The sequence below is a fragment of the Bradyrhizobium sp. SZCCHNRI1009 genome, assembly GCF_032487575.1.
Taxonomy (GTDB): Bacteria; Pseudomonadota; Alphaproteobacteria; order Rhizobiales; family Xanthobacteraceae; genus Bradyrhizobium.
The window spans coordinates 104,229-126,212 of the sequence record NZ_JAUEUL010000006.1; the positions used below are offsets into that span (position 1 = coordinate 104,229).

Annotated in this window: 25 protein-coding genes; 19 read left to right on the forward strand and 6 right to left on the reverse strand. The window is 64.5% G+C overall.

The genetic code is table 11. The annotated features are described in order from the left end of the window. Positions 1 to 19 precede the first annotated feature (19 nt). On the forward strand, positions 20 to 1,345 hold the full coding sequence (gene sufD / locus QX010_RS13360) for a Fe-S cluster assembly protein SufD (RefSeq protein ID WP_316179925.1): 1,326 nt from the start codon (positions 20 to 22) through the stop codon (positions 1,343 to 1,345). Positions 1,346 to 1,348: 3 nt separating this feature from the next. Then, the gene (locus tag QX010_RS13365) at positions 1,349 to 2,590 is read left to right on the forward strand and encodes a cysteine desulfurase (RefSeq protein ID WP_316179927.1); all 1,242 of its coding nucleotides are present in this window, start codon (positions 1,349 to 1,351) and stop codon (positions 2,588 to 2,590) included. A 289-nt stretch (positions 2,591 to 2,879) separates the two neighbouring features. Here QX010_RS13365 and QX010_RS13370 read toward each other — a convergent pair whose 3' ends face one another. Together QX010_RS13370 and QX010_RS13375 are read right to left on the reverse strand one after the other, a co-directional pair. Further along, positions 2,880 to 3,341 carry a SufE family protein gene (locus QX010_RS13370; RefSeq protein ID WP_316179929.1) on the reverse strand — a complete coding sequence of 154 codons (462 nt, stop codon included), beginning with the start codon at positions 3,339 to 3,341 and terminating at the stop codon, positions 2,880 to 2,882. A 13-nt stretch (positions 3,342 to 3,354) separates the two neighbouring features. After that, positions 3,355 to 3,780, reverse strand: a complete 426-nt coding sequence (locus QX010_RS13375) for a response regulator (protein WP_316179931.1) — start codon at positions 3,778 to 3,780, stop codon at positions 3,355 to 3,357. Between the two features lie 448 nt (positions 3,781 to 4,228). On the opposite strand from QX010_RS13375, the gene nifH reads away from it, so the two are divergent. From nifH to hspQ, 10 genes are all read left to right on the forward strand, one after another. Next, entirely contained in the window at positions 4,229 to 5,116 is an 888-nt protein-coding gene (gene nifH / locus QX010_RS13380; RefSeq protein ID WP_315803697.1) for a nitrogenase iron protein, read from the forward strand. Between the two features lie 73 nt (positions 5,117 to 5,189). After that, a complete protein-coding gene (gene nifD / locus QX010_RS13385; RefSeq protein ID WP_315803696.1) occupies positions 5,190 to 6,692 on the forward strand; it encodes a nitrogenase molybdenum-iron protein alpha chain in 1,503 nt (500 codons plus the stop codon). A gap of 83 nt (positions 6,693 to 6,775) precedes the next feature. After that, positions 6,776 to 8,335: a nitrogenase molybdenum-iron protein subunit beta gene (nifK, locus tag QX010_RS13390; RefSeq protein ID WP_316179933.1), complete on the forward strand. Its 1,560-nt coding sequence runs from the start codon at positions 6,776 to 6,778 to the stop codon at positions 8,333 to 8,335. A gap of 134 nt (positions 8,336 to 8,469) precedes the next feature. Next, positions 8,470 to 10,143, forward strand: coding sequence for a nitrogenase iron-molybdenum cofactor biosynthesis protein NifE (gene nifE, locus QX010_RS13395; RefSeq protein WP_316179935.1), 1,674 nt, complete (start codon positions 8,470 to 8,472; stop codon positions 10,141 to 10,143). Between the two features lie 8 nt (positions 10,144 to 10,151). Continuing rightward, positions 10,152 to 11,549, forward strand: coding sequence for a nitrogenase iron-molybdenum cofactor biosynthesis protein NifN (gene nifN / locus QX010_RS13400; RefSeq protein ID WP_316179937.1), 1,398 nt, complete (start codon positions 10,152 to 10,154; stop codon positions 11,547 to 11,549). Positions 11,550 to 11,574: 25 nt separating this feature from the next. Next, positions 11,575 to 11,970: a nitrogen fixation protein NifX gene (gene nifX, locus QX010_RS13405; protein WP_315803692.1), complete on the forward strand. Its 396-nt coding sequence runs from the start codon at positions 11,575 to 11,577 to the stop codon at positions 11,968 to 11,970. 10 nt (positions 11,971 to 11,980) lie between these two features. Next, a complete protein-coding gene (locus QX010_RS13410) occupies positions 11,981 to 12,451 on the forward strand; it encodes a NifX-associated nitrogen fixation protein (RefSeq protein ID WP_316179939.1) in 471 nt (156 codons plus the stop codon). Positions 12,452 to 12,467: 16 nt separating this feature from the next. Continuing rightward, the gene (locus QX010_RS13415) at positions 12,468 to 12,668 is read left to right on the forward strand and encodes a CCE_0567 family metalloprotein (RefSeq protein WP_006609662.1); all 201 of its coding nucleotides are present in this window, start codon (positions 12,468 to 12,470) and stop codon (positions 12,666 to 12,668) included. Between the two features lie 22 nt (positions 12,669 to 12,690). Next, the gene (fdxB, locus tag QX010_RS13420; RefSeq protein ID WP_008960273.1) at positions 12,691 to 12,978 is read left to right on the forward strand and encodes a ferredoxin III, nif-specific; all 288 of its coding nucleotides are present in this window, start codon (positions 12,691 to 12,693) and stop codon (positions 12,976 to 12,978) included. Positions 12,979 to 12,997: 19 nt separating this feature from the next. After that, positions 12,998 to 13,324, forward strand: coding sequence for a heat shock protein HspQ (hspQ, locus tag QX010_RS13425; protein WP_316179941.1), 327 nt, complete (start codon positions 12,998 to 13,000; stop codon positions 13,322 to 13,324). A 512-nt stretch (positions 13,325 to 13,836) separates the two neighbouring features. Here the strand turns inward: hspQ and QX010_RS13430 are convergent. The 3 genes from QX010_RS13430 to QX010_RS13440 form a co-directional block, all read right to left on the reverse strand. Beyond that, positions 13,837 to 14,154, reverse strand: a complete 318-nt coding sequence (locus QX010_RS13430; RefSeq protein ID WP_315713146.1) for a hypothetical protein — start codon at positions 14,152 to 14,154, stop codon at positions 13,837 to 13,839. Between the two features lie 31 nt (positions 14,155 to 14,185). Continuing rightward, a complete protein-coding gene (locus QX010_RS13435) occupies positions 14,186 to 15,040 on the reverse strand; it encodes a sulfurtransferase (RefSeq protein WP_316179943.1) in 855 nt (284 codons plus the stop codon). A 62-nt stretch (positions 15,041 to 15,102) separates the two neighbouring features. Continuing rightward, positions 15,103 to 15,561, reverse strand: coding sequence for a hypothetical protein (locus tag QX010_RS13440; RefSeq protein WP_315803688.1), 459 nt, complete (start codon positions 15,559 to 15,561; stop codon positions 15,103 to 15,105). A gap of 198 nt (positions 15,562 to 15,759) precedes the next feature. Between QX010_RS13440 and QX010_RS13445 the strand changes: the two genes are divergently transcribed. Continuing rightward, complete coding sequence (locus tag QX010_RS13445) at positions 15,760 to 16,179, forward strand: Rieske (2Fe-2S) protein (RefSeq protein ID WP_315803687.1); 420 nt, start codon at positions 15,760 to 15,762, stop codon at positions 16,177 to 16,179. Positions 16,180 to 16,241: 62 nt separating this feature from the next. Here the strand turns inward: QX010_RS13445 and QX010_RS13450 are convergent, their stop codons facing one another. Beyond that, complete coding sequence (locus QX010_RS13450) at positions 16,242 to 16,850, reverse strand: hypothetical protein (RefSeq protein ID WP_315803686.1); 609 nt, start codon at positions 16,848 to 16,850, stop codon at positions 16,242 to 16,244. A gap of 325 nt (positions 16,851 to 17,175) precedes the next feature. Here QX010_RS13450 and QX010_RS13455 point away from each other — a divergent pair, with 325 nt between their 5' ends. The 6 genes from QX010_RS13455 (at position 17,176) to nifB (ending at position 21,959) form a co-directional block, all read left to right on the forward strand. Then, positions 17,176 to 17,496 carry a HesB/IscA family protein gene (locus QX010_RS13455; RefSeq protein WP_257170758.1) on the forward strand — a complete coding sequence of 107 codons (321 nt, stop codon included), beginning with the start codon at positions 17,176 to 17,178 and terminating at the stop codon, positions 17,494 to 17,496. A gap of 38 nt (positions 17,497 to 17,534) precedes the next feature. After that, positions 17,535 to 17,825: a NifU family protein gene (locus QX010_RS13460; protein ID WP_316179946.1), complete on the forward strand. Its 291-nt coding sequence runs from the start codon at positions 17,535 to 17,537 to the stop codon at positions 17,823 to 17,825. A gap of 9 nt (positions 17,826 to 17,834) precedes the next feature. Then, positions 17,835 to 19,049 carry a cysteine desulfurase NifS gene (gene nifS, locus QX010_RS13465; protein WP_316179947.1) on the forward strand — a complete coding sequence of 405 codons (1,215 nt, stop codon included), beginning with the start codon at positions 17,835 to 17,837 and terminating at the stop codon, positions 19,047 to 19,049. Further along, on the forward strand, positions 19,046 to 19,267 hold the full coding sequence (nifT, locus tag QX010_RS13470; protein WP_315713133.1) for a putative nitrogen fixation protein NifT: 222 nt from the start codon (positions 19,046 to 19,048) through the stop codon (positions 19,265 to 19,267). The genes nifS and nifT overlap by 4 nt, the downstream gene beginning before the upstream one ends. Beyond that, entirely contained in the window at positions 19,267 to 20,133 is an 867-nt protein-coding gene (locus QX010_RS13475) for an SIR2 family protein (protein WP_316179949.1), read from the forward strand. Before nifT ends, QX010_RS13475 begins: the two co-directional genes overlap by 1 nt. A gap of 263 nt (positions 20,134 to 20,396) precedes the next feature. Further along, positions 20,397 to 21,959 carry a nitrogenase cofactor biosynthesis protein NifB gene (nifB, locus tag QX010_RS13480; RefSeq protein WP_315803683.1) on the forward strand — a complete coding sequence of 521 codons (1,563 nt, stop codon included), beginning with the start codon at positions 20,397 to 20,399 and terminating at the stop codon, positions 21,957 to 21,959. Positions 21,960 to 21,984 lie beyond the last annotated feature (25 nt).

Genomic DNA, 21,984 nt, shown 5'->3' on the forward strand with positions numbered 1-21,984 from the left:
GAGCGCGAGGAGCACGAGCATGGGCGTCGCGATCCGCAAGACCAAGGCCGAGCTCGGACTGGCCGATCTTTATCAGGGCGCCCGCCGCTATCTCCCGGGTGGCGAGGAGATCACGGCGGTGCGCGCCGCCGCATTCGACCGCTTCAACGCGGTCGGCCTGCCGCATCGGCGCGTCGAAGCCTGGCGCTACACCGATCTTCGCACGCAGATGAAGGAGGCGAAGCGTCTCGCTTCGCTTCCGGACGATGCTGCGAAGGCCAAGGCGCGCGAGGCGCGCGACTTGTTCGCCAGCGCCGGCTTTCGCAAGCTGATGGTCGTCGACGGCGCCTTCGTGCCCGAGCTGTCGGACCTCGCCGATCTCGAGACTGGCCTCACCATCCAGCCGATGGCCGACGCGCTCGCCGCCGACAAGCCGCTGCTGTCGCAGCGTCTCGGCCCGATGGTGCCGGACGACGATCCGGCGCTGGCGCTCAACACCGCGCTGGCCGCCAATGGGGTCGTGATCCTGGTCGCACCGGGCACCGTGCTGAGCCGGCCGATCCATGTCGCCTTCGTCACGACCAACTGGGTCGCGACCTCGATGTTCACGCGGTCGCTGGTCAATATCGGTGCCGGCGCCAGCGCCACCATAGTCGAGACGCATCAGGGACGCGACGGCAGCGAGTATCAGGTGAACGCCGCAATGCAACTCGTCGTCGGCGACGAGGCGCGGATCGATCACGTCAAGGTCGTCAGCGAGGGCAACAGCGCGCTGCATATCGGCTCGCTGCTCGCCAATATCGGCGCGCGCGCGACCTTCAACCAGCTCGGCTTCGTTGCCGGCGGCGGCCTGGTGCGCAATCAGCTGTTCGTCCGCCTTGCGGGTGAGGGCACCGTCGCCGATATCCGCGGCGGCGCGCTGCTGTCGGGCACGCAGCATGCCGATGCCACGCTCGCTATTGAGCACGCCGCCGAGAACGGCCAGAGCCGCGAGACCTTCAAGGCCGTCGTCGGCGATACCGCGCGCGCGGTGTTCCAGGGCAAGATCACCGTCAGCCCCGGCGCGCAGAAGACCGACGCCAAGATGATGTCGCGGGCGCTGCTGTTGTCCGACGAGGCCGAGGCCGACAGCAAGCCGGAGCTCGAGATCTTCGCCGACGACGTGCAGTGTGGTCACGGCACGACCACCGGCGCCATCGACGATGAGCTGTTGTTCTACTTGATGGCGCGCGGCATTCCGCCCAAGGAGGCCAAGGCGCTGCTGATCCAGGCCTTCATCGGCGAGATCATCGAAGGCGCGGCCAATGAGAGCGTGCGGGCGGCGCTGACCGAGGCGATGCTGGGCTGGCTCGGACGACGGGAGTAGATGATGCATGCAGCGGTGCAGGGAAGCGGCTACGACGTCGGCCGCATCCGGGCGGATTTTCCCATCCTCGGCATGCAGGTGCACGGCAAGCCGCTGGTCTATCTCGACAACGCCGCCTCGGCGCAGAAGCCGCAGGCGGTGCTCGACCGGATGAACCAGGTCTATACGTCCGAATATGCCAACGTGCATCGCGGCCTGCATCATCTCGCCAACGCCGCCACCGAGGCCTATGAGGGCGCCCGTGCCAAGGTCGCGGCGTTCCTCAATGCTGAGAGCCCGGAGCAGATCATCTTCACCCGCGGCGCCACCGAGGCGGTGAACCTGGTGGCGCAGACCTTCGGGCGCGAGCGCATCGGGCCGGGCGACGAGATCGTGCTCTCGATCATGGAGCACCACGCCAATATCATTCCCTGGCATTTCCTCAGGGAGCGCCAGGGTGCTGTCATCAAATGGGCTCCGGTCGATGACGATGGCAACTTCCTGCTTGACGAGTTCGAGAAGCTTCTGACGCCACGCACCAAGATGGTGGCGATGACACAGATGTCGAACGTGCTCGGCACCGTCGTTCCGGTCAAGGAGGTCATCCGCATCGCGCACGCCCGCGGCATTCCCGTGCTGGTCGACGGCTCGCAGGCCGCCGTGCACATGGAGGTCGACGTCCGCGATCTCGACGCCGACTTCTACTGCGTCACCGGGCACAAGATCTATGGTCCGACCGGCATTGGCGCGCTCTACGGCAAGCGCGAGCTCCTGGCCGCGATGCCGCCGTTCAACGGCGGCGGCGAGATGATCCGCGAGGTATCGCGGGACTTTGTCACCTATGGCGACCCGCCGCATCGCTTCGAGGCCGGCACGCCGCCGATCGTTGAAGCGGCTGGGCTCGGCGCGGCGATCGATTACGTCGCCTCGATCGGCAAGCAGCGCATCGCGGCGCACGAGCATGATCTCGTCGCCTATGCCACCGAGCAGCTGCGCGAGATCAACTCGCTGCGCATCATCGGCAATGCCGCCGACAAGGGCGCGATCGTCTCGTTCGAGATGCAGGGCGCCCACGCCCACGACTTCGCCACCGTCATCGACCGCTCCGGCGTCGCGGTCCGCGCCGGCACCCATTGCGCCATGCCGCTGCTGGAACGCTTCGGCGTGACGGCGACCTGCCGTGCCTCGTTCGCGATGTACAACACGCGGGAAGAGGTCGATGTCCTCGTGCGCGCGCTGAGGAAGGCGCAGGAGTTTTTCGCGTAGAGACGACTTGCCCTACGCTTGATGATCGCAAAGAGACGGTGCCGATTGATGCGCCCTCTCCCCTTGTGGGAGAGGGCAGCACCGCTGTGAGTCCCAGGCAAACTCGGGTGAGGGGTTGTCTCGGCGAGCCACGACCGTCTGAATATGCCGAGAGAACCCCTCACCCGGCGGCCCAGGGCGATGCTTCGCATCGCCAGGGGCCGCCACCCTCTCCCACAAGGGGAGAGGGTGCACCACCGCTGCCGCGACAAGCTGTACTAATCAACGAAACGAATTGAAAAGCGGGATCTCATGCCGCCGCCGCGAGCGCCGCCTGCGCATCCGCCTTGATGCGGCTGACCATCGAGCGGAAGCCGTTGGAGCGCTGGGGCGTGAGATGCTCGCGCAGGCCGAGCTTCTCGAACAGGGCGATCGGATCGGCGGCCAGGATATCGCTTGCCGTGCGGCCCGACACCATGGCCAGGAGGATCGCGACCAGGCCGCGAACGATGTGGGCGTCGCTGTCGCCGATGAAGTGGAGCGCCGGTGCTGCGGCGTCGTGCCGCACGGTGGTGGCGAGCCAGACCTGGCTGGTGCAGCCCTGCACCTTGTTGCCATCATTGCGGTCGGCGTCGGGCAGCGGCGGGAGGCCGCGGCCGAGCTCGATCACATAGCGGTAGCGGTCGTCCCAGTCGTCGAGCAGCGCGAAATTCTCGACGATGTCCTCGATGTCCGGCGCCCCCGGCGCCGTGGTCTGGGTCATCTTCAACATCAGGCTCTCCGTGTCACCGGCTGATCTCCGTGGATATGCGGGCCGGCGATGCCGTCGGGCCCGGTTCGCTCCCGCGCCGTGCCAGCACGGAATCGACCGCGTGCGTGACGCCGTCGAAGGTGATCGGCTTGGCGATGACGGCTTCCGCGCCCTGCTGCAGGCCGGCCAGCGCGAGCGGCGATCGGGTCGATCCCGCGACCACGATGATGCCAGCCTGATGCATCTTCCGGGCAAGCATGCCGACGGTCTCGGCGCCGTCGTCCTCCAGGATGCTGCTCCCGACCAGGACGGCATCGGGTGTGGCCCGCACGGCCTTGCTCAGTGCATCCGCGGTCTCCGCGAAGGTGAAGGTCTCGTGACGCTCGCTGAGAATGTAGCCGAGCGCCGAGCGGATCACCTGATCGGCTTCAATGACAAAGACGCGCGCCTTGCTCGCCATCAAAAGTACTCCTGCTGGCCCGTTCGAAAGCGGGTTTGATCTACATCAAGCAAACTCCGTACCGCCGCTCCAGGCCGGCCTCGGCGAGCGTTCCGCGGTGTTCTCTACGGAAGCGTCGCTCGGAGCCGCGGCGGCATGTGTCGTTTCGGACAGCACGGCGCGGGAGCGTCGGGTGAAAACCCCCGATGTCGGATTTGCAACAAGTACATCCTAGCGCCGAGCTTGGCCGCATCTCTTTCAAAACATGGCCTTTTTAACGATTCCAAAGCTCTGGCACATCAGTTGCAAAACTGGGCTCAGGCAAAGGTTGAGGGCTGAGTGCACGCCGACGCTTCGGACGAGCGATGCTCTCCTTCCCAATAACCCGTCTGCCGGTTCTGGAGAGAGGACGCGGTCTCGTCATGCAAGGCGCATGCGGGACATTGGCAATCGGTTGATGGAGAGCAGAATGTCATCACTTCGACAAATCGCATTCTACGGCAAAGGCGGCATCGGCAAATCGACGACGTCGCAGAACACGCTCGCGGCGCTCGCCGAGATGGGTCATCGGATCCTGATCGTCGGCTGCGATCCCAAGGCGGATTCGACCCGTCTGATCCTGCACGCCAAGGCGCAGGACACCATTCTCAGCCTGGCCGCCGCCGCCGGCAGCGTCGAGGACCTCGAGATCGAGGAGGTCATGAAGGTCGGCTATCGCGACATCCGCTGCGTCGAGTCCGGCGGTCCGGAACCGGGCGTCGGCTGCGCCGGCCGCGGCGTCATCACCTCGATCAACTTCCTGGAGGAGAACGGCGCCTATGAGGACATCGACTACGTGTCCTACGACGTGCTCGGCGACGTGGTCTGCGGCGGCTTCGCGATGCCGATCCGCGAGAACAAGGCACAGGAGATCTACATCGTGATGTCCGGCGAGATGATGGCGATGTATGCCGCCAACAACATCTCGAAGGGCATTCTGAAGTACGCGAATTCCGGCGGCGTGCGCCTGGGCGGCCTGGTCTGCAACGAGCGCCAGACCGACAAGGAGCTGGAGCTTGCCGAGGCGCTGGCCAAGAAGCTCGGCACGCAGCTGATCTACTTCGTGCCGCGCGACAACATCGTGCAGCACGCCGAGCTGCGTCGCATGACCGTGCTGGAATACGCGCCGGACTCGGTCCAGGCCGGCCACTACCGCTCGCTGGCTCAGAAGATCCACAACAACGGCGGCAAGGGCATCATCCCGACGCCGATCACGATGGACGAGCTCGAGGACATGCTGATGGAGCACGGCATCATGAAGGCCGTGGACGAGAGCCAGATCGGCAAGTCCGCCGCCGAGCTCGCCGCAACGGCGTAACCGCCACCGGTGCTCCGGCCCTTCGTCTCCAAGGGCCGGAGCACCTCCGCAACCGATCATCGAGGAAAGCCAGATGAGCGTCATCGAGAAACAAAGCGTTGCCGAGATCAAGGCGCGCAACAAGGAACTGATCGCCGAGGTCCTGAAGGTTTATCCGGAAAAGACCGCCAAGCGCCGTGCCAAGCATCTCAACGTGCATGAGAACGGCAAGTCGGATTGCGGCGTCAAGTCGAACATCAAGTCGATCCCCGGCGTCATGACCATCCGCGGTTGCGCCTACGCCGGCTCGAAGGGCGTGGTGTGGGGACCTATCAAGGACATGATCCACATCAGCCACGGTCCGGTCGGTTGCGGCCAGTACTCCTGGGCGGCGCGCCGCAACTACTACATCGGCACGACCGGCATCGACACCTTCGTGACGATGCAGTTCACCTCCGACTTCCAGGAGAAGGACATCGTCTTCGGCGGCGACAAGAAGCTCGCCAAGATCATGGACGAGATCCAGGAGCTGTTCCCGCTGAACAACGGCATCACCGTGCAGTCGGAATGCCCGATCGGCCTGATCGGCGACGACATCGAGGCGGTCTCCAAGGTCAAGTCGAAAGAGTATGACGGCAAGACCATCGTCCCCGTGCGCTGCGAAGGCTTCCGCGGTGTGTCTCAGTCCCTGGGTCACCATATCGCCAACGACGCCATCCGGGACTGGGTGTTCGACAAGCTCCCGGCCGATGCCGCGCCGCGCTTCGAGCCGTCGGCCTACGATGTCGCGATCATCGGCGACTACAACATCGGCGGCGACGCCTGGTCGTCCCGCATCCTGCTCGAGGAGATGGGTCTGCGCGTGATCGCCCAGTGGTCGGGCGACGGCTCGCTGGCGGAGCTCGAGGCGACGCCGAAGGCGAAGCTCAACGTGCTGCACTGCTACCGCTCGATGAACTACATCTCGCGCCACATGGAAGAGAAGTACGGTATTCCGTGGTGCGAATACAACTTCTTCGGACCGAGCAAGATCGCCGAATCGCTGCGCAAGATCGCGAGCTATTTCGACGACAAGATCAAGGAGGGTGCCGAGCGTGTCATCGCCAAGTACCAGCCCCTGATGGACGCCGTCATCGCCAAGTACCGGCCGCGCCTCGAAGGCAAGACCGTGATGCTGTTCGTCGGCGGCCTGCGTCCGCGCCACGTGATCGGCGCCTACGAGGACCTCGGCATGGAGGTCGTCGGTACCGGCTATGAGTTCGGCCACAACGACGATTATCAGCGCACCGCCCAGCACTACGTCAAGGACGGCACGCTGATCTACGACGACGTGACCGGATACGAGTTCGAGAAGTTCGTCGAGAAGGTCCAGCCGGACCTGGTCGGCTCGGGCATCAAGGAAAAGTACGTGTTCCAGAAAATGGGCGTGCCGTTCCGCCAGATGCACTCCTGGGACTACTCGGGTCCGTACCATGGCTATGACGGCTTCGCGATCTTCGCCCGCGACATGGACATGGCCATCAACTCGCCGGTCTGGAAGATGGCCAAGGCACCCTGGAAGCAGGCGCCCAAGCCGTTGCTCCAGGCGGCCGAGTAACCACCACCACCCACGGCCTGGCTCTCCTTCGGCGGAGAGCCAGCGCTCCCTGATCGACACAGGAACATAAAGAGGGTTTTCCCATGACGCAGTCTGCCGAACATGTGCTCGATCACTTCGAGCTTTTCCGTGGTCCCGAATATCAGCAGATGCTGGCCAACAAGAAGAAGATGTTCGAGAATCCGCGCGACCCCGCCGAGGTCGAGCGCATCCGCGAATGGGCCAAGACGCCCGAATATCGCGAGAAGAATTTCGCCCGTGAGGCGCTGACCGTGAATCCGGCCAAGGCCTGCCAGCCGCTCGGCGCGGTGTTCGTTGCCGTCGGCTTCGAAAAGACGCTACCGTTCGTGCACGGCTCGCAGGGCTGCGTGGCCTATTATCGCAGCCATCTGTCGCGCCACTTCAAGGAGCCGAGCTCCTGCGTGTCGTCGTCGATGACCGAGGACGCGGCTGTGTTCGGCGGGCTGAACAACATGATCGACGGTCTCGCCAACGCCTACAACATGTACAAGCCGTCGATGATCGCTGTCTCCACCACCTGCATGGCGGAAGTCATCGGCGACGACCTCAACGCCTTCATCAAGACCTCCAAGGAGAAGGGTTCGGTTCCGGCCGAATTCGACGTGCCTTTCGCCCATACGCCTGCCTTTGTCGGCAGCCATGTCACCGGCTACGACAACGCGATGAAGGGCATTCTCGAGCACTTCTGGGACGGCAAGGCCGGCACCGCGCCGAAGCTGGAGCGCGTTCCCAACGAGAAGATCAATTTCATCGGCGGTTTCGATGGCTACACCGTTGGCAACATCAAGGAAGTGAAGCACATCTTCGAGGCGATGGGAATCGAGTATACGATCCTCGGCGACAATTCGAACGTGTTCGACACGCCGACCGACGGCGAGTTCCGTATGTACGACGGCGGCACGACCCTGGAGGACGCGGCCAACGCCGTTCACGCCAAGGCGACGATCTCGATGCAGCACTTCTGCACCGAGAAGACCCTGCCGTTCATCAAGAACCACGGCCAGGAGGTCGTCTCCTTCAACCATCCGGTCGGTGTGACCGGCACCGACGCCTTCGTGATGGCGCTGTCGCGCATCAGCGGCAAGGAGATCCCGGAATCTCTCGCTCTCGAGCGTGGGCGCCTGGTCGACGCGATCGCCGACTCTAGCGCGCACATCCACGGCAAGAAGTTCGCGATCTACGGCGATCCGGACCTATGCCTCGGCTTGGCCGCGTTCCTGCTCGAGCTCGGGGCCGAGCCGACCCATGTGCTCGCCACCAACGGCAACAAAGACTGGGCCGAGAAGGTCCAGGCGGTGTTCGATAGCTCGCCGTTCGGCAAGAACTGCCACGTGTATCCCGGCAAGGATCTCTGGCACATGCGCTCGCTGCTGTTCACCGAGCCGGTCGATTTCCTGATCGGCAACACCTACGGCAAGTATCTGGAGCGCGACACCGGCACGCCGCTGATCCGCATCGGCTTCCCGATCTTCGATCGCCACCACAAGCACCGCTATCCGGTGTGGGGCTATCAGGGCGGCCTGAACGTGCTGGTCACGATCCTCGACAAGATCTTCGACGAGATCGACCGCAACACCAACGTGCCGGCCAAGTCGGACTACAGCTTCGACATCATCCGCTAAGTGACGGCGCGCGGCGGTCCCTCAAGGGCCGCCGCGCTTCGATCTGGACGACAAGGCTCACGGGGACGGCCGCAGAGGCCGGAGCCTCCTCGTCTCACCAAGACGCGCAGAAGGTCCGCCAACAGGAGAAGCCGATGAGCTCGCTGTCTGCCACGATCCAGAACGTCTTCAACGAGCCGGGTTGCGGCAAGAACGCCAACAAGTCCGAGGCCGAGCGCAAGAAGGGCTGCACCAAGCAGCTGCAGCCGGGCGGCGCGGCCGGTGGTTGCGCCTTCGACGGCGCCAAGGTCGCCCTGCAGCCGCTGACGGACGTCGCGCATCTCGTGCACGGGCCGATCGCGTGCGAGGGGAATTCCTGGGACAATCGCGGTGCGGCCTCGTCGGGCGCGCAGATCTGGCGCACCGGCTTCACCACCGACATCAACGAGACCGACGTCGTGTTCGGCGGCGAGAAGCGCCTGTACAAGGCGATCAAGGAGATCATCGAGAAGTACGATCCGCCGGCGGTCTTCGTCTACCAGACCTGCGTGCCCGCCATGACCGGCGACGACATCAACGCGGTCTGCAAGGCAGCCTCCGCCAAGTTCGGCAAGCCGTGCATTCCCGTCAATGCACCGGGCTTTGTGGGCCCGAAGAACCTCGGCAACAAGCTCGCCGGCGAGGCGCTGCTCGACCACGTCATCGGCACCGTCGAGCCGGAGGTGACCACCCCCTACGACCTCAACATCATCGGCGAATACAATCTTTCCGGCGAGCTCTGGCAGGTGAAGCCGCTGTTCGACGAGCTCGGCATCCGTATCTCCGCCTGCATCTCCGGCGACGGCCGCTACAAGAACGTCGCGTCGTCACACCGCGCTCGCGCAGCGATGATGGTGTGCTCCAAGGCGATGATCAACGTCGCCCGCAAGATGGAGGAGCGCTACGGCATCCCGTTCTTCGAGGGCTCGTTCTACGGCATCCAGGACTCATCGGACTCGCTGCGCGAAATCGCGCGTCTCCTGGTCGAGCGCGGCGCTCCGGCCGATCTGCTGGATCGTACCGAGGCGGTGATCGCCCGCGAGGAAGCCAAGGCCTGGGCGGCGATCGAGCCGTTCAAGCAACGGCTCACCGGCAAGAAGGTGCTCCTGATCACTGGCGGCGTGAAATCGTGGTCGGTGGTGGCGGCGCTGCAGGAGGCCGGCATGGAGCTGGTCGGCACCTCCGTGAAGAAGTCCACCAAGGAGGACAAGGAGCGCATCAAGGAGCTGATGGGCCAGGACGCGCACATGATCGACGATATGGCGCCGCGCGAGATGTACAAGATGCTCAAGGACGCCAAGGCCGACATCATGCTGTCGGGCGGCAAGTCGCAATTCGTGGCACTGAAGGCGGCGATGCCCTGGCTCGACATCAACCAGGAGCGCTCGCACGCCTATATGGGCTATATCGGCATGGTGAAGCTGGTCGCCGAGATCGACAAGGCGATCTACAACCCGATGTGGGAGCAACTGCGCAAGCGGGCGCCCTGGGAGACGGCCAGCAACAATTGGCAGGCCAGGGCGATCGCTCAGGCCAATGCCGAAGCTGCCGCGCTCGCGGCCGATCCAGTCGCAGCTGAAGCCGCGCGGCGTGCCAAGAAGATCTGCCACTGCAAGACGGTCGACCTCGGCACCATCGAGGATGCGATCAAGGCGCATGGCCTCACCGACGTCGCCGGTGTGCGCACGCACACCAACGCCTCTGGCGGCTGCGGCGCCTGTGCCGGTCGGGTCGAGGACATCCTGGCGGCGCAGAAGGCGCCGGCCGAGCTGCTGCAGGCGGCGGAGTAGGAGCGCTCATGGCCAAGGTCATCATCGGAAAGAAGGCCTGCGCGGTCAATCCGCTGAAGATGAGCCAGCCGATCGGCGGCTCGTTCGCCTTCCTCGGCCTGCGCGGCGCGATGCCGCTGCTGCACGGCTCGCAGGGCTGCACCTCGTTCGGCCTGACCTTGTTCGTGCGCCACTTCAAGGAAGCGGTGCCGATGCAGACGACCGCGATGAGCGAGGTCGCCACCGTGCTCGGCGGCTACGAGAATGTCGAGCAGGCGATCCTCAACATCCACAAGCGACAAAAGCCGGAGATCATCGGCATCTGTTCCACCGGGGTCACGGAGACCAAGGGCGACGACGTCGACGGCTACATCAGGCTGATCCGCGAGAAGCATCCGGAGCTGGCGAACTATCCGCTGGTCTATGTCTCCACGCCGGATTTCAAGGACGCGTTCCAGGATGGCTGGGACAAGACCGTCGCCAAGATGGTCGAGGTGCTCGTCGACAAGCCGACGTCGACAAGGCGCGATCCAGCGCGGGTCAACGTGCTGCCGGGCTGTCATCTGACGCCGGGGGACATCGAGGAACTGCGTACCATCATCGAGGATTTCGGGCTGGAGCCGTCGTTCCTGCCGGATATCGGCGGCTCGCTCGACGGTCATATCCCCGACGAGTTCACACCGACGACGATCGGCGGCATCGGGCTGGAGGAGATCGCGGTCATGGGCAGCGCGTCCTGGACGATCGCGATCGGGGCGCAGATGAGGCGCGCGGCGGAGGCGATGCAGGCCAGGACCGGCGTTCCATACCGGTTGTTCGAACGTCTCTGCGGGCTGCTGCCGAACGACGAGTTCATGACGTTCCTGAGCGAGATCTCGGGACGCCCGGTGCCAGCGAAGTATCGCCGGCAGCGTGGCCAGCTCGCCGACGCGATGCTGGACGCGCATTTCCACATCGGCGGCCGCAGGCTCGCGATCGGCGCCGAGCCGGACCTGCTGTTCGACGTCGCCAGCATGCTGCACGACATGGGGGCCGAGATCTCGGTCGCCATCACCACGACGCAGTCGCCGGTGCTCGAGCGGATGCCGTGCGAGGAGGTGCTGATCGGCGATCTCGAGGATCTGGAGAATCTCGCGAAGCAGCGCGACTGCGGGCTGATGATGACGCATTCGCACGGCCGCCAGGCTGCCGCGCGGCTGAAGATCCCGTTCTACCGGATCGGCTTTCCGATGTTCGACCGGCTGGGCGCAGGGCATCTGCTGACGGTCGGCTATCGCGGCACCCGCGACTTGGTGTTTGCGCTGGCCAACCTGATCATCGCCGACCGCGAGGACAATCATCAGCCGACGCCGGATACCTGGATCGATCCCTGGAAGGATTTCCAGCAGGCATCGCCCGAATCCGCCGTCGTGGCGCCTTTGCATTGACGCTTGAGGAGAAAGGACCGACGACATGAAAGTCGCATTCGCTACCCAGGATCTGAAACGCGTCGATGCCCATTTCGGCTGGGCCAAGAACATCGCGATCTACGATCTCGATCCCGAGGGCTACCGCTTCGTCGAGAGCGTCGAGTTCGACGGCGATCTCAAGGAGGACGGCAACGAGGACAAGCTGGCGCCGAAGATCGAGGCGATCAAGGATTGCGCCATCCTCTATGTCGCCGCGATCGGAGGCTCCGGCGCAGCGCGCGTCGTCGCCAACAACATCCATCCGATGAAGGTCAATCAGCCCGAGGAGATCACCGATCTCCTGGGCAAGCTGCAGACCGTGCTGAAGGGGACGCCGCCGCCGTGGCTGCGCAAGGCGCTGGCGAAGGGCCAGGAACGCGCGCTCGATTTCGAGGAATGAGGAAACCACCATGTCCGATACCGCGGTAGCCGTCGAAACCGTCCCCGCCGAGCAGCGGCCCTTTGTCAAGGAGCTGATCAAGGTCTGGCGTGCCCAGGACACCCATGGGGCTTGGGAGGGCAAGAAGGATGTCGATCTGCTCGAGCCCTACATCCTGGACAAGGAGAAGCGGCGCGCTTTGCCGATCATCGGCGATCCCGATCCGGAGACGATCTGGCGGCTCGAGCTGTTCTTCAACGCGGTCGCGCTGTCGATCGAGAAGGCCACCGGCGTGATGATCTCGCCGATGCTGAAGATGAGTCACGAGGGCTTCGGCCGCATGGTGCTGATCGGCGGCCGGCTGATCGTGGTCAACAAGCAGCTGCGCGACGTACACCGCTTCGGCTTCGACAATCTCGGCAAGCTGGCCGACGAGGGCGACAAGTTCGTCAAGGCCGGCGTCGAGATGATCGAGAAGTTCAAGGATGTCGCGAATTACTGAACTGTGAGGATGAGAGATGAGCGACCTGGACACCCTGAAGGCCGAGATCAAGAAGCTGTCGGCGCGCGCTATGGATGCCAAGATGAACCTGCATGATCTGTCGGAGGAGCTGCCCATCAACTGGGACCAGATCCTGCCGACGGCGCAGAAGGCGCACGAGGCGTTCGCCGAGCTGGAGAAGAAGCGGGCCGAGCTGAAGAAGCTCGAGGCCGCGTGAGCCTGTACAAGGACCCGTCACCATGTCCAATTCAACCCGTGACGGCCGCGACTGGCGGCCGGACTACCTAGTCGCGATCGATGCGGCCAAGTGCATCGGCTGCGGGCGCTGCTACAAGGTCTGCGGCCGCGAGGTCATGACCCTGAAGGGCATCAACGACGAGGGCGAGTTCGTCGAGCTCGACGACGACGAGGATGACGAGGTCGAGAAGAAGATCATGGTCATGCACGACACCGGCGCCTGCATCGGCTGCGGCGCCTGCGCCCGGGTCTGCCCGACCAACTGCCAGACCCATTCGCCGGCGGCCTGAGACTGTCGAGCGTGCCGTCATGCTGCGGATGGAAGCAAAGTTCACAATCGGCCAGGTGACCCGGCATCGCGTCTACGACCTGCGCGATGTCGTGTTCGACGTCGATCTGTCGTTCTCCGAGGAGGAGGGCTGGCGGGCGATCACGATGGATACGCGGCTCGATCGGGAGCAGCCGTTCTACTATCTGCTCGCCGAATGCGGCGACAGCAGCTACATCGCTTATGTGCCCGAACAGAACCTGGTCGCCGACGTCTCGGGCGAGCCGGTCAAGCATCCGGACATCGGCGAGCTGTTCGACGTCGATGACGGCGGCGGCTATCACTACCGTGGCCGGATTTTTCAGTAGCAGGGACGGATGCGCGCCACAGCGCCATTGCGAGCCGCCGCAGGCGACGAAGTAATCCAGAGTCCTCGCGCCGCCCTGGATCGCGTCGCTGCGCTCGCGATGACGGGCATTGGTCCGTAGGGTGGGCAAAGGCGCCTGGGCGGTCTCTCAATAGGGGATTCGGTCTCACGCGCCGAGCCCGCCGTCCATCTGCGCATCCGGAACGACAATGGTGGGCGCACCATCGGACGCCGCTTCGCGTCGCCCGACGGCTTTGCCACCCTACGAGTCTTTCCTGCCGCATCCATGGCGGCACAGTTCATCCATGCGTCATTCCGGGGCATAGCGCAGCGATGAGCCCGGAATCCATAACCACGAATGTTTCTTGTTTTCACACACAGGCGCCACGGACATCTCGCGCCTCATAGCCGGTCGTTGCCTCATAGCCGGTCGTTGCTATGGATTCCGGGCTCGCGATGTGCGCGCCTCGGAATGACGGCGGAGGGAGATGCGCACCACTCCGAATGTGGCGCCTACTCGATTCCCTGTTCCCTGGCCTTCCACATCGCGGCGATGCGGAAGCGTTCGTTGATTGCGGCGGGGTTGGCGAGAATCTCGGCCTGGGCGGCGGCAAACGCGCTCTCGACGATCGCGGCCTCGTCCTTCGTCAGCGTGATCCGGCCGGCCATGTGGGTGGCGTCGGGCGCGGCCTCCCAGATCTTGCGCCGGTTCGGATGCAGCTTCACCTCGACCAGCTCGAACGCCTCGAGCTCGCCTTCGAGGCAGATTGCCAGCCCGATCACCTCGACCTTGCGGCCGTCCTGCGTCGTCTTGACCAGGGTCTTTGCCATGCTCGTGCTCCCGCCATCCAAGTCCGCTTTGTCACGCCGCCGCCGGCGTGTCGTCGAGCTGGCTCCATTCCGCCCAGGCGCCGTCGTGGACGGCCGCGTTCGGAACACCGAGGCGATAGAGCGCCAGCGCCAGCATGCAAGAAGTGATGCCCGAGGCGCAGGTGGTGACGATCGGCTTCGCCAGATCGACGCCAGCGGCGGCGAAGCGGGCGCCGAGCGCATCAGAGGCCAGCAGTTCGCCGGTGTCGGGGTCGACCAGATCCGCCCAGGGCAGATTGACGGCGCCGGGAATGTGGCCCTGGCGCTTGAACGTGAACACGTCCGCCTGGGTGCCGTCGAACTTGCCCGGCCCACGGGCGTCGACCAACTGCGCGCCGCCACTGTGCAGCAAGCTCTGCACGGCGCCCGAGGTTGCCACAAGCTCCGGCCTGAAGCTCGCGCTGAAGCTCGCCGGCACGGGGCGCACAGGCGTCATCTCCGCCGGCTTCTTCTCCTTGGTCCATTTGCCGAAGCCGCCGTCGAGCAGGGCGACGTTGTCGTGGCCGAAGGCGCGGAACATCCACCACACACGGCCCGCGGCCGAGCCGCCATAGTGACGGTCATAGACGATGACCCGGTCGGCATTGCTGACGCCGAGCAGCCCGACCTTGTGGGCGAAATCCTCCGATGATGGCAGCATGTGCGGCAGCGGGCTCGACTTGTCGGCGATCTGGTCGATGTCGAAATGCACCGAGCCCGGCAGGTGCCGGCCGCGATATTGCGTACGGCCGTCCAGGTTGGTGCTCGGATGGTGCCAGGTGCAGTCGAGGATCTTGATAGCAGGGTCGGACAGATGTTGTGCCAGCCAATCCGAGCTGACCAGGGCGTCAGAGGTGTCCGTGTTCATGGATGCGCTCGCGATGTCGTTGATCCAACAGAGATGCCGATCCGATGATTGCACGTGGCGCGTCAGAGCGTCTTCGGCATCGGATAGCCCGGGCGCGGATGCGTGTCGTAGTATTCCGGACGCTCCGGCCAGCCGCCTTCGGCGATGATCTTGAAGGTCGCGACCGTGACCGGCGCGCCGGGCGAGCATGATATTTCGGTGAACTTGATCTCGCGCTCGCCTGGGCCGGCGGAGAAATCGGCGACAGTGGTGCCGTCCGCCTTGCGCGCCCGCGCGAAGCCAGGCGTGCCGACGGTGGCCGCCGGTACCGATGCCGCAACGAAGTTCGGCTGCTCGAGGCCGTCCGCCGCGGGGCCGAAGGCGGGCGAGCCGAACGTGAAGGTTGCGAGCACGCCACTGCGGTCGACGGCCTTGTCTGCAGTGATCGGGCGTGCCACCGAGTAGACCGTCAGCGTGCCGCCAGCCAGCGCCGCCTTGATGTCGTCGAGCGAGCTCTCGACGAATTCCAGTGCCACGTTCATGTCGATCTCCTTACAAAGCCGCGTTTGCAGGAGAAATTTTCAAGTTCTGTGCCAGTCTCCCGCAGCGGCGAAGAAGGCGAGGCGAACAGGCAGAGTTGCGCGAATCTTGCAACGTGGTCCTTCAGCGAGCCGACCGCCGCTCTCGCTGGGCCGAGAGCGGCAATGTCGGACATGCGCCAGACATCGATGAGGCCTGACATGACGACCGACGTCGCCTACGCCATCTGCAGCTTCAACGACATTCCGAGCCGCCGCGCCATGGGCTTTCAGCTCATGATCGTGGCCGAGGACGGCAGCCATCGTCCGTGGCCGATCTTCGTCATCCGCTGGGGCAAGCAGGTGTTCGGCTATCTGAACATGTGCCCGCACGACAAGGTCAATCTCGACTGGGAACGCAACCAGTTCCTGGACGGCAACGGCCTGCGCATCCTGTGCGGCAAGCACGGCTCGCTGTTCGAGATCGGCACCGGACTCTGCGTCGACGGCCCGTGCAAGGGCGAGAGCCTGACGCCGGTCGCGCTGAGTGTCCTCGACGGCGACATCTGCGTGACCGGCGTGACCCTGGTCGAGGATGACGAGGAGGCCGAAGAGACGGGTCTTCAGTGTGAAGAAGGCTGAGCTCTCACACGAAGTCCCGGCGCGAGCGCCGGGACTTCAGCTTGCGCGTGAAGGAACGAGAGTCAGACCGGCCGGTTCTCGTTACGGTTCTTCACCGGCTCCATCTTGGCCAGCGCATCTGCATAGGCGATGACTTCATAGCTCTCGCTGAACTTCTTGGCGGCATCGAGCACGTAGTCGAGCTTGCCGGCGGTATCGAGCTTCTTGATGTCGTTCTTGTCGATTCCGAGGAGATCCATCATCTCCTTCCAGACGGTGGATTCGTCGCAGGGCAGCACATAGAACGTGACGTCGCCCATCTTGATGCGGTACTTCGCCAGCAGATCGATGTTGTTGCAGAACATGAAGTAGCTGCCGTCCGGCGTCAGCAGGCCCTTGAGCACCTCGACCGCGGTCTCCAGATAAGCCAGCGAGTGGATGTAGCCGACGAGCACCGGAATCGTCGCCTCGCCGTCGTTGACGATCGTCAGCACCTGCTCGATCGAGAAGTCCGGCGGGCGCTTCTCGTCCGCAACCTGGGTCTGGAATTTCAGCGCGATGTCGCCGCGGAAGCCGAACCGCCCCGGCTTGGTGGTCGGCGCCTTGAGTACGGCGTTCAACAGCCGTCCTTCCTTGTCGAGCTGCGCGAGCGCGGTGGTCTCGATTGCAACCGTCTTCTCCAATGTCGTCATCAGCAATTCTCTCGCATGTCCTGGTCAGCCGTTCGCCGCACGGCGCGGTCGAAAAGGGCTGGAATGCAAATTGTCTGCCGATGTGTGCTGCGCCTTGATTTACTTGGTCTTTCGCCCGCGACCTCCGGGCATTGTCGGGTTTCCGCCGCGACATTCCTTCGGCTGGTCCGTGGCCCGGCGTCGGTCATCCGTGTCGGAAACCCGACATGCGTCGGAAACGCCACAGCGACGGCATGAAAACATGAGGTCTTTCAGGCGATTGTTGCATGGCACGGGACTTGCCAATCCCATTCGCAACAGCCGAATGGGAAAGGGCGAGACGATGATGATCAACCTGACCGACAGCGCCATCAATGCGGTTCGCAACGCGATCACGACCTCCGACAAGCCGGTCGACGGCCTCAGGATCATGGTCGAAGCCGGCGGCTGCGCCGGGCTCAAGTACAACATGGGTCTCGTCAGCGGCAGCGAGCCGGAGGACACCGTGATCGAGCGCGAGGGCGTGCGCGTGCTCGTCGATCACAAGAGCCTCGAATATCTCGAGGGCACGACGATCGATTTCGTCATCGCGCTGGAGGGGTCCGGCTTCACCTTCGAGAATCCGAACGCGAAGTCGAGCTGCGGCTGCGGCAAGTCGTTCGCCTGATCTTTCGCTCGATCATTCAAAACGCGAGAAGTGAAACCATGCTGGTCGAATCCCAGGGCATCGTCGAAGCGCCGTCGCAGATGAGCGAGCGCGAGCAGATCATCCGGGCCGTGATCGAGGAGGTCCGTCCGAATCTCAAGCGCGACGGCGGCGATTGCGAACTCGTCGAGATCGACGGCAACAAGATCATGGTCAAGCTCGCCGGCGCCTGTATTTTCTGCAAGCTCGCCAGCGCGACGCTCGAAGGCATCCAGGCGCGCATGATCGAAAAGCTCGGCGAGTTCGTTCGCCTCGTTCCGGTGGCCGGCGCAGCCAAGGCGCGGCATTAAGGAGCGGTCTTGCGCCCGGTCTATCTCGACAACAACGCGACGACCCGCGCGGATCCCGAGGTCGTCGCCGCGATGTTGCCGTTCTTCACGGACCAGTTCGGCAATGCGTCGTCCTCGCATGCGTTCGGCAGCGAGGTCGCCGGGGCCGTGAGGCAGGCGCGCAAGAGCCTGCAGGCGCTGCTCGGCGCCGCTTTCGACCACGAGATCGTCTTCACCTCGGGCGGGACGGAATCCGACAATGCCGCGATCCTGTCGGCGCTCGACGCGCAGGAGGGCCGGAACGAGATCGTCACGACGGCGGTGGAGCATCCCGCGATCCTGTCGCTCGTCGAATACCTCAGGGACAAGCGGGGCGTCGCGGTGCATCTGATCGGCGTCGATGCCGCCGGCCGCCTCGATCTGGAGGCTTATCGGCGCGCGCTCGGGCCGCGCACGGCGATCGCCTCGGTGATGTGGGCGAACAACGAGACCGGCACGCTGTTTCCGGTTTCCGAGCTGGCCAAGCTCGCGCATGAGGCCGGCGCGCTATTCCACACCGACGCCGTGCAGGCGGTCGGCAAGATCCCGATCGATCTGAAGAGCGCCGATATCGACCTGTTGTCGCTGTCCGGCCACAAGCTGCACGGTCCCAAGGGCATCGGTGCGCTGTATGTCAGAAAGGGCACGCCGTTCGTGCCGCTTCTGCGCGGCGGCCCGCAGGAGCGCCGGCGGCGTGGCGGCACCGAGAACGTGCCCGCGATCGTCGGGCTCGGCAAGGCGGCCGAGCTCGCTGGCCGACATCTTGCCGATGAGCAGGGCCGGGTGCGCAGTCTGCGCGACCGGCTGGAGCAGGACATCATCCAGAGCGTCGGCCATTGCGCCGTGCTCGGCGATCCGGACCATCGCCTGCCGAACACCTCCAACATCACCTTCCAGCATCTGGAAGGCGAGCCGATCGTGATGCGCCTGAACCAGGCCGGCATCGCGGCTTCGCTCGGCTCCGCCTGCGCGTCCGGCTCGATGGAGCCGTCGCATGTGCTGCGCGCGATGAACGTTCCGGCCGATCTGCTGCGCGGCGCCGTCCGCTTTTCCTTGTCGCGCGACACGTCGACCGAGGACATCGAGCGCGTGCTGCAGGCTCTGCCCGATATCGTCGCCAGGTTGCGCGAGACCTCGCCGGCCTGGCTGCAGCATCATCCTCCGCAATCGGCGGACCCCCTTCGATCCACGGAGCTCACGCAATGAAAGTCATGATCCGCCGCTCGCCGGAAACGGGCCTGTCGATCTACGTCCCCAAAAAGGACCTCGAGGAGCCCATCGTCGAGTCCGAGCACGAGTCCTTGTGGGGCGGCTGGATCCGCATCGCCAATGGCTGGGTGCTGGAATTGCCGCAGATGGCCGCCGACACGCGGCTGCCGATCACGATCAATGCGCGCAAGCGCGGTGGCGAAGGGGACGAGTGATGAACGCGCCGCTTCCTCATATCGACATCGTCAAGCAGGCCGATGCCGAGGCCCTGCTCAAGGACGTTGTCGCCGGACTGAAGGCCGGCAAGGTCGTCCCGTTCCTCGGTCCCGCCGTGTCGGAGCAGTCCGGCGCCGACGTGCCGATGAATCCTGAAGCGCTGGCCGCGTTCTTCGGCACCAAGGTGGCGCTGCCGCGCCGCGCCAAGGGCAATGCGTGGGCTTCAGCCCAGCACATCGAGAGCACGCGCCACCGCTCGACGGTGACGGCGCTGATGGCTGAAGCCTTTGCCGCGCCGGTCGCGCCGACATCGCTGCAGCAGCATCTGGCGTCGCTGCCGCTGCCGATGATCGTCGACAGCTGGTATGACGGCGCCATGCGGACGGCGCTGGCTGGACGTACTGACTGGGGCGAGGTGCAGGGCATCACCCGTGCCGGCATCGGCGAGGACCGCTGGTATCGCTTCTATGACGCCGCGGGCGCCGAGAGCGATCGCGAGAAGGCTGCAAGCTGGACCACGCTGCTCTACAAGCCGCATGGCGGGATCATGCCGGCCAAGAACTTCCTGATCACCGATGCCGACTATGTCGAGGTCTTGACCGACATCGACATCCAGACGCCGATACCCGACACGGTCAAGGACCGGCGCACCGACCGCAGCTTCCTGTTCATCGGCTGCCGCTTCAACGACCAGCTGCTGCGCACCTATGGTCGCCAGGTGATCAAGCGCTCCGGCGCCGAGCATTACGTCCTGGTCGAGCCCGACTCATTGTCGAAGAACGAGCTGAAGTTCTTCATCGCCGAGCGGTTGACGCCGATCGCGATTCCGCTGGTCCGCGCCACCGAGATCATCATCGGCGGCTGAATACAACCAATCGATCGGATCATCGGACAGCGCGGTCGCATGCCGCGCTGTCTTGCTGTTCGGCTTGAGGCCTTGGCCGAGTCTGTAACGTTTCTAACATCCGCGCGATCGCGAGCCTCTCGCATGTTGGCAAGGCGACAGGCGCAATCATTTCACTAACACGTTGATAGTCCGGCGAAATGACCGCTTCCGCAGCGTGGCACGCGAGTTGCTGAACCATCGTCAAGGCGGTTTGCGGCTCGCCAGCAACGTAAGGAGCGGACATGGACGCGTCAGTGCAGCACGAACAGGCGACGATACCGGACGGCGACAAGCTGAGCTCGGTGATGCAGACCATCGCGGAACACAAGGGTTGCGGCACCTCGGGCGGCAGCGGCAAGGCGAGCTGCGGCTCGGGCGCAGGCGAGAACGACCTTCCGCCGGAGATCTGGGAGAAGGTGAAGAACCATCCCTGCTACAGCGAGGAGGCGCATCATCACTACGCGCGCATGCATGTCGCGGTCGCGCCCGCCTGCAACATCCAGTGCAACTACTGCAACCGCAAATATGACTGCGCCAACGAGTCGCGTCCGGGCGTGGTCAGCGAGAAGCTGTCGCCGGAGCAGGCCGCCAAGAAGGTGCTCGCCGTCGCCTCGACCATTCCGCAGATGACCGTGCTCGGGATCGCCGGTCCCGGCGATCCGCTCGCCAATCCGGAGAAGACGTTCAAGACCTTCGAGCTGATCGCCCGGACCGCCCCGGACATCAAGCTCTGCCTGTCGACCAACGGCCTCGCGCTGCCCGACCATGTCGACACCATCGCCGGATTCAACGTCGATCACGTCACGATCACGATCAACATGGTCGACCCTGAAATTGGCGCCAAGATCTATCCCTGGGTGTTCTGGAAGCACAAGCGCTACACCGGCGTCGAGGCGGCCAAGCTGCTCACCGATCGCCAGCTGCAGGGCCTGGAGATGCTTACCGAGCGCGGCATCCTCTGCAAGGTCAACTCGGTGATGATCCCGGGCGTCAACGACAAGCACCTCGTCGAGGTCAACAAGGCGGTGAAATCGCGCGGCGCGTTCCTGCACAATATCATGCCGCTGATCTCCTCGCCGGAGCACGGCACGGTGTTCGGCCTGACCGGCCAGCGCGGCCCGACGGCGCAGGAGCTGAAGGCGCTGCAGGACGAGTGCGAAGGCGAGATGAACATGATGCGGCATTGCCGCCAGTGCCGCGCCGACGCCGTGGGCCTGCTCGGCGAGGATCGCTCGGCCGAGTTCACCACCGACAAGATCATGGCGATGGAGGTGAATTACGACATCGACAGCCGCAAGGCCTATCAGGAGGCGGTCGAGAGCGAGCGCGTCGCCAAGGTCGTGGCGAAGCAGGAAGAGCTCGCCTCGCTCGCCGGCCAGTCGAGCGACATCAAGCTCTTGATCGCGGTCGCGACCAAGGGCTCGGGCCTGATCAACGAGCATTTCGGTCACGCCAAGGAGTTCCAGGTCTACGAGCTCTCCACGGCCGGTGCCAAGTTCGTTGGTCACCGCCGCGTCGACCTGTACTGCCAGGGCGGCTATGGCGACGAGGACAGCCTGGAGACCGTCATCCGCGCCATCAACGACTGCCATGCGGTGTTCGTGGCCAAGATCGGCGGCTGCCCGAAGAGCGACCTGCAGGCGGCGGGCATCGAGCCGGTCGACCAGTTCGCGCACGAGTTCATCGAGAAGTCCGCGATCGCCTGGTTCAAGAGCTATCTCGACAAGGTGAACAGCGGCGAGATCCAGCACGTCGTGCGCGGCGACGCCGAAATTCGCCAGGGCGCCCTGATCTCGGCGGCGTGACATCAGACCCCGGCGGCGCGATCCC